Here is an 11,520-nt window from a genome sequence, read left to right on the forward strand (position 1 = left end):
CGCCCCACTCATCACTATGGTTGCTTTCTCCGCCGCTCGCCATGCGTTCCGCGCCGCGGCCGTCGCCGCGCATTGCCGCTTCAGTAAAAATAGTCGAACAGCAATTGCCAGACCCGCCGCGCCGGGCTGGCGCCGTAACGGCTGTCCGGCGCGCCGTCGAAACGCTGCCACTGCAAGGCCAGGTCCACCGGGCCCAGGTGATAGCGGGCCTCCGCCCAGTTCATGCCGCTGTGGTCCACCAGGTCGAAGCCGCGCATCGCGGTCAGGTCCAGATCGTCCGCCAGCGCGTCCTGCCAATGCGCGCGCAGCAAGGCAGCGCGCCGGGTGGGCAGGCCGCCGCCGGCGCCGACTCCCGCCCGGTAGGCGCCGTAGAGCGCCGGCTGCGCGCGCAGCGCGCGCCAGTCGTCGCGATCCGGCGCCGCGCCGTCTTGCTGCGCTTCCAGCGTCAGGCTCAGCTTGTTGGCGCCGGTCCAGGTCAGGCCGCCGGCCAGCCGGTTGCGCCAGGCCGAGTCCGGCTGCCCCAGGCTTTGCCGCCAGGCGCTGCGCTGCCGGCCGCCGGCCCATTCCAGATAGACCACGGTGGCGTCGCCGAGCACGCGCGACAGATTGAAGCCCAGCTGCGGCGAGCGGCCCTGCTCTTGCAGCAGCAGCCATTGCGGATTGAGGTTTTCGGCGAAGCGATAGCTGGCGGCCAGCAGCAGCCGCTGCCGGGGATTGCTGGCGCCCCAGTCCAGGCTGGCGCCGTCCGGGTTCGGCCCCGAGCCCAGCTTGGGCGACCAGATCGCGGTCAGCGAGCCGCAGTCCCATAGTTTCTGCCAGCGCAGCATGGCGTTGCCGAGGCGGTTCTGGCGCAAGCTGTCCGGGTCCGCGGACACCACCGAACGCACGGTGCCGGCGCCGAGAAAATCGGTGGGGTTGTAGCCGACGGCCACGCCGTAGCGGGTATTGACGCGCCCGAGGTCCAGCATCGAGTCGACGCCGAACTCGCGGCTCAGATAGGCCTCCTTCAGGGTATTGACGCCGCGGTCCCGCTGCGGCGAACCGGCGAAGCGCCAGTCCAGCCGGTTGGCCAGCACCCCGCGCCAGGCCGGGCTCAGCCGCCCGTCCCAGCGCAGGTCCAAGGACAGCCGCTGGCCGTCCTCGCCCGGCCGCGGCGACAAGGCGGCCGCCTCCAGCTGAAGCTTGAGGTCGCGCGGCGCCGCCTCCTCCATCCGGGTTTGATCGGCCAGCCGCAGCGCCTCCTCGTCCGACGGCGCGTCGGCGCCTTGGACAAGGGCGCTCGCCAACGCCAGGCCAAGCGCCAGACCCCGCATCGTCATTCGGCCCGAAAGCGCGGCAGATAGTCGCGCTGCAACCAGGCCTCCGGCACCTCGCGCCAGGCGAACTGGCTGTTGCGCAACACGGTGATCCAGCGCGGATTGAGGCCGTCTATGATCACGGTCTCGGTCGGGCGCTCGCGCCCCAGCACCGGCTGGTAAGCGCGGTAATAGGCGGTCTTCAGCAGGCTGCCGCTCTCGGCGTAGAACTGCGCCTTGCGGCTGCGGTAGCCGTCGCGGTCCACCCACAGATCGATCGCGTGGTAGGTGACGCCGGAATTGCGCGCGGTGAGCCGCAGCTTGTAGCACGGCCGGGGCTGGCGGTCGCCGTCCTGTATCGTCTCCTCGCCGGCCAGCGCCGCCCGGTAGTCCAGCGCCAGGTTGACGGTGACCACGTCGCCGTTGGCCGCCTGGCCCAGCAGCCGCTGTTGCGGCGAAATCGGCACGCTGGCCTTGCTCGCCGGGTCGAAAAACCACAGATCGTTGCCGCTCTTGAGCATCAGCTTGCCGGCGTCGCGCTTGGGCTGGATGAAACGCAGCAGGCTGCGGAACTGCCCGCTGCCGGCGTCCGCCCGCGAATACACCGCCAGCGCGCTGGCCTCGTTCTGCTTGCCGTCCTTGTAGCTGACCAGCGACACCACCAGGCCGAAGGAGCGCTCGGGATTGCGCACCGCGTCGCTGTTGGCCAGGATGGTCTGCGCGTCCGGCGCCGCCAGCGCCGTTGCCGCCCACAGCGCAGCGCCCAGCGCGGCCCAGCGTTTCGTCCTCATGCCCGTCGATGTTCCAAGCGTTTCACGCATGACGCAAAGCCTCCACGATATTGGCCGCGGCCGCCCGCCGCGCCGGCCACCACGACGACAGCAGCGCCATCGCCATCAGGCCGCCGGCGGTCACCGCCATCATCCGCCACTCGCCCCATACCCGCACCAGGATGGGGCTGGGGTCCACCTGGCCCGGCGGCAGCCAGGTCAGGCCGGCGTGGTTGATCAGCCAGGCGGCCAGCAGCGCCAGCGCGATGCCCAGCGCGCCGCCGCCCAGGCCCAACAGCCAGCCTTCGCACAGGAACAGGCGCTGGATGCCGCGGCGGCGCAGCCCCATCGCCCGCAGCGTGCCGATCTCCACCGTGCGCTCCAGCACCACCATATTCATGGTGTTGCCGATGGTGAACAGCGCCACGCAGGCGATCAGCACCGCCAGAAAGCCGAAAATGGTGCCGAACATGCCGGTGATCTGGCCGTATTGCGGCTGCAGGGTGGCGAAGTCGTGCGCCGCCAGCGGCTGGCCGCGCAAGCTGGTGGCGAACAGCTTGCGCAAACGCGCCTCGGCCGCCGGAATCTGCGAGGTGTGCCTCAGCTGCAGCACGATGGCGGTGGCCATCGGCTCGCCCTGGCCGTACACCAGCTGCTGAGCCTGACGCAGATGCAGGCCAACGTACATATCGTCCAGTTCCTTGATGCCCTGGCTCTCCACCTTGGCCACCTGCAGCCGGGCCACATTGGGCGCGCCGGCGGCGGTGGCGGCCAGTAGTTCGATCTGATCGTCGCGGCCGCCGGCGGGCGGCGCCGCCGCGGACAAGGCGGCCAGATCGGCCGGCAAATCCTCGCCGCCGGGCGGAGCCGGCGGCGGCGCGCAGTCCTTGAGCTTGAACGCCGCGCACAGCTGCAGCACCCGCGCCACCCCGGTGCCTATCACCGCCGCGTTCGGCGCGGTGCCGGTCAGCGCCACCGGCTTGCGCTTGTCGTTGAAGCCGTAGTCGTCCCAACGCCGCAGCCGGTTCTGCGCGTCCACCTCGCTGCCGCGCGCGATCACCGTGCGCGAGGCCCCGGCCGAATAATGGCCGGCGATGCCGCCCAGGCTCAGCGTGGGCGTGACCACGGTCAGCATCGGCCGCAGCACCGGGTCGTTCTCGATCAGCCGCATCACCGCGCGGTAATCGCGGATGCCGTAAGCGGCGGGATTGCCGCTGCCGTACAGGAAGTAATCGCGGTGCTGCACCTGCAGATGGCCGCCGGCGCGCACCATGCCGGTTTGCAGCCCGTATTGCACGGTGCGGTTGTAGCCGCCGAACAGCAGTACCGCCACCAGGCCTATGATCATGGTGGACAAGGTCGCCAAGGTGCGGCGGCGATTGCGCAGCAGATTGCGCCAGGCCAGTTTCAAGGTGTTCACGCCCAGGCCTCCTCCGGGTTCAGCGCGCCGACCCGGCCGTCGCTGACCTGGTAGCGCTCGTCCGCCGCCGCGATCACCTGCGGGTCGTGCGAGGAAAACACCACCGCCACCCGGCGTTCGCGCTGCAGCTGGCGCAGCAAGGCCAGGATGGACGCCCCGGTATGGCTGTCCAGATTGGCGGTGGGCTCGTCGGCCAGCACCAGGGCCGGCTCGTGCACCAGCGCGCGCGCGATCGCCACCCGCTGGCGCTGGCCGCCGGACAGCTGGCCGGGGCGGTGCCTCGCCTTGTCCGCCAAACCCACCGCCGCCAGCATCTCCAGCGCGCGCTCGCGCCGCAGCCGCGCCGGCACGCCCTGCAGCTGCAACGGATATTCGACATTTTCAAACGCCGACAGCACCGGCATCAGGTTGAAGTTCTGAAAAATGAAGCCGATGTGACGCGCGCGAAAATCGCTGAGCGCGTCGTCGCTCAAACGGCCCAGGTCCTGGCCCGCCACCACGATCTCGCCGGCGTCGGCTCGGTCGATGCCGCCGATCAGGTTCAGCAGCGTGGTCTTGCCGCTGCCGGACTGGCCAGACAGCACGGTAAAGCGCGCCGCGGCGATCTTGAGGCTGACCTCGGCCAGCGCCGGCACCCGCACCTGCTCCATCCAGTAACTCTTGGACACCCCGTTCAACTCCACCGCCCACATGGCCCGCTCCCGTAGTCAAAGCGCAATGGCATGAATATGCATGAAATCGGCATGAAAAGCTTTGTCTTGTGACAAAACCCCCATTTCGGACTCCAACGCTGTTCCGGCCCGCGCCAAGCCGCGCGCATCGACACCGGTTTTCCATGGGAGTAGCATGGTTTTACCCCTCGCAAAGGAGCTTGCATGACACAAGACAAAACCCCGCCCCAAGCCCCCCTGCCCGCGGAGGCCGCCGCCGACGCCCAGCCGCCGGCCGCTCAGCCGCCGCGCCGAACCGCCGCCCACCGCCGCAACAATGTGGAGCGCGCGCACCAGGAATCGGTGCAAGCCATCGAAACCGTCAGCCGGCAGCCGGTGGCCTTGCAAGTGGCCGCCGCGCCGCAAGGCAGCGCCGAGGACAGCGTCAGCGCCGAACTGCCGGCCAGCTACCCCTACCGCACGCGGATGCGCCGCCCGGAGTACGAGCTGCAAAAGCAGGCCTTGCAGATCGAGCTGTTGAAAGTGCAGAACTGGGTCAAGGAAAGCGGCCAGAAGATCGTGATCCTGTTCGAAGGCCGCGACGCCGCCGGCAAGGGCGGCACCATCAAACGCTATATGGAACACCTGAACCCGCGCGGCGCGCGCGTGGTGGCGCTGGAGAAGCCGTCGGACCGGGAACGCGGCCAATGGTATTTCCAGCGCTATATCCAGCACCTGCCCACCGCCGGCGAGATCGTGTTCTTCGACCGCTCCTGGTACAACCGCGCCGGCGTGGAACGGGTGATGGGCTTTTGCCATCCGCACGAGTATCTGGAGTTCATGCGTCAGACGCCGCAACTGGAACGCATGCTGGTCAACAGCGGCATCCGCCTGTTCAAGTTCTGGTTCTCGGTCAGCCGCGAAGAGCAGCTGCGCCGCTTCATCTCGCGCCGCGACGACCCGCTGAAGCACTGGAAACTGTCGCCCATCGACATACAGTCGCTGGACAAATGGGACGATTACACCGCGGCCAAGGAAGCGACCTTCTTCCACACCCATACCGGGGACGCGCCGTGGACGGTGGTGAAATCCGACGACAAGAAGCGCGCGCGCCTCAACTGCATCCGCTACTTCCTGTCCCGGCTGGACTACCCGGGCAAGGACGCGCGCGTCGCCCGAGCGGCCGACCCGCTGCTGGTGGGCGAGCCGCACAGCATGGATGCGGAGGACAGCGACGCCTTGCTGCGGATTTGAGGCTGAGGCCGGGCGCCGGCGAAGGCGGGCCCGGCGCCGGGATCAGGCTTTTTGGCGCTTCCACACCCGTCTGGCGTCGCAAGTGGCGCGCAGCGGCGTGGACGACAGGCTGGTGGCGGCGAAATGCCCCACCTGGCGGGACACCTTGGACAAGGCGGAGCCGGACAGGCTGCCCACCTGCCAGGCGTGGCACAGCGGATGCAGCGAGGGGGCGTCGTCGCTGGCCGCGTCCAAGCGGGCCTGCACGTCGCGGTTCACCTCGGACAGCCAGCGCTCGGTCAGCAACATCCAGTCGCGCTGGGTATCGGCCTGAGCTTGCAGCAGATTGGCGCCCACCAGCAAGGTATCGTCCAGCCTGCGCTCCAGATCGCACTGCGACATCGGATACGCCGGCGCGAAAGCCGACCACCAGACGCTACAGGCTTCTTGCTGGGCGTCCAGCATGCGCTGCTGGCCGCGCTCCACCGCGCTGCGGTAACTTTCCATCGCGCCGATCAACCAACTACGGGTCATTGCCACTCCTCGGTCAAACCCGGCGGGCCGCGCAGCGCGCGGCTACCGCCAGCGGACCGCTTGCGAAACAGGGGGGCGCGGCCGGCTAAAGACGCGCAACGGATCGCAAGCGGGTTCCAAGAGCCTGTTCAAAGCCCGCCGCGCCTCGGCTCGGCGGCGTTGAACGGCTTCCTATGCCGCAACGGCGGGCAAACGCCACACCTGCAGCAGTTCTTGCAACAAGATTTCCAGCACGGGGTCGCCCGCCCGGTCCGACGGGTAGACGAACTGCAACTCGGCCAATTTGCGCACATCCGGCAGCACTGTCAACCTGCCGGCGTCGCGCCAGGCCTGCGCCGCCTCTTCCCGCGCCAGCGCCACGCCCACTCCGGAGGCCACCAGCTCAAGGATGGCGTCGAGATGATCGCACTCCGCTACCTTCTTAGGCGAAATGTTGAGTTCCCGCCACAATTCCGCGGTGATTTTGGAAAGACTGGAGAACTGCGAGATGCCTATCCACGGCAATTTGCCCAATTCCTTGAGGCCGCCGCCGGCCAAACGCGGCGCCCAGGCGGCGGGCGCGACGATGCGGAACGGCAGCTCCGCCAATTTGATGGTGGAGACGTTCACATAGGGGTTCTTGCCCAGGTAGAAACCGGCGTCCAGCTCCTTCTTGCGCACCAGGTTCAGCACATCCACGGTCACGCCGTGGCGCAGCTGAACGTCCAGCAAGGGATAGCGCTCCACCAGCCCCGCCACCCAAGGTCCGATTTTCAGCGTGTCCGGCGTCAGCGTGACGCCGACCCGCGCCTTGCCGGACAACTGGCCCTTCAATTGCCGCGCATGGTTGATGATGCCGCTGGCCGCGCCCAGTATCGCCTGCGCCTGCGGCAGCAACTCCTGGCCGATGCGGGTCAGCGACACCCCTCCCGCGCTGCGCTCGAACAGCTGCATGCCCACTTCTTCTTCCAGCGCCTTGATTTGCGCGGTGACCGCCGGCTGCGACAGATGCAGCAGTTCGGCGGCCTGTGTCAGGTGCCCTTGCTGGGCGACGGTGACAAAGGTGCGCAACTGATAGATTTCCATGTTCTCCCCTGACTTGGATGCCCGACGGCGAGCCGGATCGCCGCGCGCGGCAGGCATGGGCGGCATGACGGCGGGTCTCCGGCGCCCGCTTGCGCGCCGCCGCGCGATGCGGCGGAGGCGGCGGCCTGAGCGAGGCCAGGCCGGCGATGATTTTGTCTTGTGCGGTCCATTTTCGGCGCAATGCCGGCTAAATAACAAGCGCTTTGTGCCGCGCCGACGGCGCTCCCAGGCATTTGCGGCAAGGCCCGCCGCGGCCGCGACGCCCCGCTGCAACGTCGATTTCGCGCTGGCCCCAACAAGCGTCCGCCCCTGCATTAAGAGCAAAAATTCTATTTCAACACATTGATTTTAATCAATTTTTGCATTGCAACATCGGTCTGAATAATTTTGCGCATCAAAAAAAGCGATTAGATTCGCCTCCGCCACCTCCCTTATGTTTTCAGCAGCGACATCTCAAGTCGCGACCACAAAGGAGGATGCAATGAACGAGGACATACTCAAGAAAGTGCAGTCCAATCCCAAATTCAAGGAACTGGTGCGCAAGAAAACCAGACTGGGTTGGCAGCTCACTCTAGCCATGCTGATCATCTACTACGGCTTCATCCTGGTGCTGGCGTTTTCGCCGGCCACGCTGGGCCATCCGATCAGCGCGGGCGCCACCATGACGGTGGGCATCCCCATCGGCGTGCTGATCATCGTTTCGGCTTTCGTGCTGACCGGCATCTACGTCCGCCGCGCCAACACTGAATTCGATCTGCTCAATCAGCAAATCGTCGAGGAGTCCAAGCAATGAAGCAACGCGTCTTGCAACTGGCCTGCGTCGCCGGCCTTCTACTGCCCTCCTTGGCCATCGCGGCCGGGGCCATTGAGGGCGATGTCAAGCAACAGGCCACCAACTGGCACGCCATCATCATGTTCCTGCTGTTCGTGGCGTTCACGCTGGGCGTCACCTATTGGGCCGCGCGCCGCACCAAGTCCGCCAGCGATTTCTACGCGGCCGGCGGCGGCATCACCGGTTTTCAGAACGGCCTGGCGATCGCCGGCGACTACATGTCCGCCGCGTCTTTCCTCGGCATTTCCGCGATGGTGTTCGAGAAAGGCTATGACGGCCTGATCTACTCGATGGGCTTCCTGGTGGGCTGGCCGGTGATCCTGTTCCTGGTAGCCGAGCGCCTGCGCAATCTGGGCAAATACACTTTCGCCGACGTCGCCTCCTACCGGCTGCGCCAGACTCCGGTGCGCAGCTTCGCCGCCACCTCCACTCTGGTGGTGGTCGCCATTTACCTGATCGCGCAGATGGTGGGCGCGGGCAAGTTGATCCAACTGCTGTTCGGCATGAGCTACACCTCGGCGGTGCTGATGGTGGGCGTGCTGATGGTGTGCTACGTGCTGTTCGGCGGCATGCTGGCCACCACCTGGGTGCAAATCATCAAGGCGGTGCTGCTGCTCTCCGGCGCCACCTTCATGGCCATCATGGTGCTGGCCACCGTGGGTTTCAGCCCGGAAGTCATGTTTGAAAAAGCGGTGGCCGCGCACAGCAAGGGCATCGCCATCATGGCGCCGGGCAAGGCCGATCCGATCGACTCGATCTCGCTGGGCCTGGCGCTGATGTTCGGCACCGCCGGCCTGCCCCACATCCTGATGCGCTTCTTCACCGTGTCCGACGCCAAGGAAGCGCGCAAATCGGTGTTCTTCGCCACCGGCTTCATTGGCTACTTCTACATCCTGACCTTCATCATCGGCTTCGGCGCCATCATGCTGGTGCTGAACCAGCCGGGGATGATGGAAACCGTGGTCAAGAACGGCAAATCCGTCACCCAGCTGATAGGCGGCAACAATATGGCGGCGGTGCACCTGGCCGAGGCCGTCGGCGGCGACATGTTCCTGGGCTTCATCTCCGCGGTGGCCTTCGCCACCATCCTGGCGGTGGTGGCCGGCCTGGCGCTGTCCGGCGCGTCCGCGGTGTCGCACGACCTGTACGCCAGCGTGATCAAACACGGCAAGGCCAACGAGGCCGACGAGATCCGCGTGTCCAAGATCACCACCGTGGTGCTGGGCGTGGTGGCCATCGTGCTGGGCCTGGTGTTCGAGAAGCAGAACATCGCCTTCATGGTGGGCCTGGCCTTCTCCATCGCCGCCTCCGCCAACTTCCCGGTGCTGTTCCTGTCCATGTTCTGGAAGGGGCTGACCACGCGCGGCGCGGTGATCGGCGGCTTCATCGGCCTGTTGTCGGCGGTGGTGCTGATCGTGCTGGGGCCGACGGTCTGGGTGGAGGTGCTCAAGCACGAGCACGCGGTGTTCCCGTACAAGAATCCGGCCATTTTCTCGATGACCCTGGCCTTCGTCTCCACCTGGCTGTTCTCGGTGCTGGACAAGTCGCGCCAGGCCGACGAGGAGAAAGCCAAGTTCGAAGCCCAGTTCGTGCGCGCGATGACCGGCATCGGCGCGTCCGGCGCCTCCAAGCATTGACATTGACATAAGGCCGGGCCGAGGATGTCGGCCTGCCTTTCAACCCACCGCGCCGCTCCGGCGGTCCAGGAGCGGCGGCAACGCTACAAAGTTAATCCAGGAGAAGTTTATGTCCACGCTAGAATCCGTCCTCAAGGAAACCCGCAGCTTTCCGCCTTCCGACGATTTCCGCCAGAAGGCGGCGATCTCCGGCATCGAGGCGTACCACACGCTGTGCGAGCAGGCGGACGCCGACTACCTGTCGTTCTGGGGCGATCTGGCGCGCGATCAGATCACCTGGAAAAAACCGTTCACCCGCGTGCTGGACGACAGCCAGGCGCCGTTCTTCAAATGGTTCGACGACGGCGTGCTCAACGTCTCCTACAACTGCCTGGACCGCCACCTGCCGGTCAACGCCAACCGCATCGCGCTGATTTTCGAAGCCGACGACGGCGCGGTCACCCGCGTCACCTACGCCGAGCTGCACCGCCGCGTCTGCCAGTTCGCCAACGGCCTGAAGAGCTTGGGCGTGGCCAAGGGCGACCGCGTGGTGATTTACATGCCGATGGTGATCGAGGCCGTCGTGGCGATGCAGGCCTGCGCCCGCATCGGCGCCATCCACTCCGTAGTGTTCGGCGGCTTCTCCGCCGGCGCGGTGCGCGACCGCGTCCAGGACGCCGGCGCCAAGCTGGTGATCACCGCCAACGAAGGCCTGCGCGGCGGCAAGAGCGTGCCGCTGAAGGCCACCGTGGACGAGGCGCTGGCGATGGACGGCTGCGACAGCGTCAAGCACGTGGTCGCCTACCAGCGCACCCAGAACGAGGTGGCCTGGAGCGAGGGCCGCGACGTCTGGTGGCACCAGTTGACCAGCGGCCAGCCGGAACAGTGCGAACCGGAATGGATGAACGCCGAGGACCCGCTGTTCATCCTCTACACCTCCGGCTCCACCGGCAAGCCCAAGGGCATCCAGCACAGCAGCGCCGGCTATCTGCTGGGCGCGGCCAACAGCTTCCGCTGGGTGTTCGACTACAAGCCCAACGACGTGTTCTGGTGCACCGCCGACGTGGGCTGGATCACCGGCCACAGCTATATCTGCTACGGCCCGCTGGCCAACGGCGCCACCCAGGTGATCTTCGAGGGCGTGCCCACCTATCCGGACGCCTCGCGCTTCTGGCGCATGATTGAGCAGCACAAGGTCAGCATCTTCTACACCGCGCCCACCGCCATCCGCTCGCTGATCAAGCTGGGCGCGGACCTGCCCAAGCAGCACGATCTGTCCAGCCTGCGCCTGCTCGGCACCGTGGGCGAGCCGATCAACCCCGAAGCCTGGATCTGGTACCACGAAACCGTGGGCGGCGGCCGCTGCCCCATCGTCGACACCTGGTGGCAGACCGAGACCGGCTCCATCCAGATCTCGCCGCTGCCGGGCGCGGTGGCCACCAAGCCCGGCTCGTGCACGCTGCCGCTGCCGGGCATCATGGCCGACATCGTCGACGAGTCCGGCGCCCAGGTGGACCCGGGCCGCGGCGGCTTCCTGGTGATCAAGAAGCCCTTCCCCAGCCTGGTGCGCACCATCTGGAACGATCCCGAGCGCTTCAAGAAAACCTATTTCCCGGAAGAGTTCAACGGCCAGTACTACCTGGCCGGCGATTCCGCCAACCGCGACGAGAACGGCTATTTCTGGATCATGGGCCGCATCGACGACGTGCTGAACGTGTCCGGCCACCGTCTGGGCACCATGGAGATCGAATCCGCGCTGGTGGCCAACCCGCTGGTGGCCGAGGCCGCCGTGGTCGGCAAGCCGCACGAGGTCAAGGGCGAGGCGGTGGTGGCCTTCGTGGTGCTCAAGGGCGCGCGCCCGCAGGGCGAGGAAGCCAAGAAGGTGGCGGCCGAGCTGAAAAACTGGGTGGCGCACGAGATCGGCAAGATCGCCCAGCCGGACGATATCCGCTTCGGCGAGAACCTGCCCAAGACCCGTTCCGGCAAGATCATGCGCCGCCTGCTGCGCTCCATCGCCAAGGGCGAGGAGATCACCCAGGACGTGTCCACGCTGGAAAACCCGCAAATCCTGCAACAGTTGCAGCAGCCGCTGTAAACGCTGGATC

10 protein-coding genes are annotated in these 11,520 nt (G+C 66.7%); 4 read left to right on the forward strand and 6 right to left on the reverse strand.

What is annotated here, in order from left to right; translation table 11 throughout:
- Nucleotides 1–80 precede the first annotated feature (80 nt).
- Genes JW897_RS06055 through JW897_RS06070 form a run of 4 tightly spaced genes read right to left on the reverse strand, consistent with a single transcriptional unit; the run spans nt 81 to nt 4,177 of the window.
- Entirely contained in the window at nt 81–1,286 is a 1,206-nt protein-coding gene (locus tag JW897_RS06055; RefSeq protein WP_205465490.1) for a hypothetical protein, read from the reverse strand.
- A 29-nt stretch (nt 1,287–1,315) separates the two neighbouring features.
- Nucleotides 1,316–2,086 (reverse strand): outer membrane lipoprotein-sorting protein, encoded by a 771-nt coding sequence (locus JW897_RS06060; RefSeq protein WP_205465491.1) that lies wholly within the window; start codon nt 2,084–2,086, stop codon nt 1,316–1,318.
- A gap of 22 nt (nt 2,087–2,108) precedes the next feature.
- Nucleotides 2,109–3,485, reverse strand: coding sequence for an FtsX-like permease family protein (locus JW897_RS06065; RefSeq protein WP_205465492.1), 1,377 nt, complete (start codon nt 3,483–3,485; stop codon nt 2,109–2,111).
- Nucleotides 3,482–4,177 carry an ABC transporter ATP-binding protein gene (locus JW897_RS06070; protein WP_205465493.1) on the reverse strand — a complete coding sequence of 232 codons (696 nt, stop codon included), beginning with the start codon at nt 4,175–4,177 and terminating at the stop codon, nt 3,482–3,484. The genes JW897_RS06065 and JW897_RS06070 overlap by 4 nt, the downstream gene beginning before the upstream one ends.
- A gap of 360 nt (nt 4,178–4,537) precedes the next feature.
- Between JW897_RS06070 and ppk2 the strand changes: the two genes are divergently transcribed.
- The gene (gene ppk2, locus JW897_RS06075) at nt 4,538–5,389 is read left to right on the forward strand and encodes a polyphosphate kinase 2 (protein WP_197083018.1); all 852 of its coding nucleotides are present in this window, start codon (nt 4,538–4,540) and stop codon (nt 5,387–5,389) included.
- A 42-nt stretch (nt 5,390–5,431) separates the two neighbouring features.
- On the opposite strand, the gene JW897_RS06080 is transcribed toward ppk2, so the two are convergent.
- Together JW897_RS06080 and JW897_RS06085 are read right to left on the reverse strand one after the other, a co-directional pair.
- On the reverse strand, nt 5,432–5,902 hold the full coding sequence (locus JW897_RS06080) for a hypothetical protein (RefSeq protein ID WP_048413842.1): 471 nt from the start codon (nt 5,900–5,902) through the stop codon (nt 5,432–5,434).
- A gap of 171 nt (nt 5,903–6,073) precedes the next feature.
- Nucleotides 6,074–6,967 (reverse strand): LysR family transcriptional regulator, encoded by an 894-nt coding sequence (locus JW897_RS06085; RefSeq protein WP_048413843.1) that lies wholly within the window; start codon nt 6,965–6,967, stop codon nt 6,074–6,076.
- A gap of 481 nt (nt 6,968–7,448) precedes the next feature.
- Between JW897_RS06085 and JW897_RS06090 the strand changes: the two genes are divergently transcribed.
- The 3 genes from JW897_RS06090 to acs all read left to right on the forward strand — a co-directional run bounded on the left by JW897_RS06090 (nt 7,449) and on the right by acs (nt 11,510).
- A complete protein-coding gene (locus JW897_RS06090) occupies nt 7,449–7,760 on the forward strand; it encodes a DUF485 domain-containing protein (protein WP_048413844.1) in 312 nt (103 codons plus the stop codon).
- On the forward strand, nt 7,757–9,436 hold the full coding sequence (locus JW897_RS06095) for a cation acetate symporter (protein ID WP_048413845.1): 1,680 nt from the start codon (nt 7,757–7,759) through the stop codon (nt 9,434–9,436). Before JW897_RS06090 ends, JW897_RS06095 begins: the two co-directional genes overlap by 4 nt.
- Before the next feature lie 109 nt (nt 9,437–9,545).
- Nucleotides 9,546–11,510 carry an acetate--CoA ligase gene (gene acs, locus JW897_RS06100; RefSeq protein ID WP_205465494.1) on the forward strand — a complete coding sequence of 655 codons (1,965 nt, stop codon included), beginning with the start codon at nt 9,546–9,548 and terminating at the stop codon, nt 11,508–11,510.
- Nucleotides 11,511–11,520: the final 10 nt, after the last annotated feature.

This window comes from Chromobacterium alkanivorans, assembly GCF_016937655.1.
In the GTDB taxonomy this organism is placed as follows: Bacteria; Pseudomonadota; Gammaproteobacteria; order Burkholderiales; family Chromobacteriaceae; genus Chromobacterium; species Chromobacterium alkanivorans.

What these genes read in the sequence shown, in the direction of transcription:
- JW897_RS06060 (WP_205465491.1), bottom strand. Translation starts at nt 2,086, where the DNA reads ATGAGGACGAAACGCTGGGCCGCGCTGGGCGCTGCGCTGTGGGCGGCA.
- JW897_RS06070 (WP_205465493.1), bottom strand. Translation starts at nt 4,177, where the DNA reads ATGTGGGCGGTGGAGTTGAACGGGGTGTCCAAGAGTTACTGGATGGAG.
- JW897_RS06080 (WP_048413842.1), bottom strand. Translation starts at nt 5,902, where the DNA reads ATGACCCGTAGTTGGTTGATCGGCGCGATGGAAAGTTACCGCAGCGCG.
- JW897_RS06085 (WP_048413843.1), bottom strand. Translation starts at nt 6,967, where the DNA reads ATGGAAATCTATCAGTTGCGCACCTTTGTCACCGTCGCCCAGCAAGGG.
- JW897_RS06090 (WP_048413844.1), top strand. Translation starts at nt 7,449, where the DNA reads ATGAACGAGGACATACTCAAGAAAGTGCAGTCCAATCCCAAATTCAAG.
- JW897_RS06095 (WP_048413845.1), top strand. Translation starts at nt 7,757, where the DNA reads ATGAAGCAACGCGTCTTGCAACTGGCCTGCGTCGCCGGCCTTCTACTG.
- acs (WP_205465494.1), top strand. Translation starts at nt 9,546, where the DNA reads ATGTCCACGCTAGAATCCGTCCTCAAGGAAACCCGCAGCTTTCCGCCT.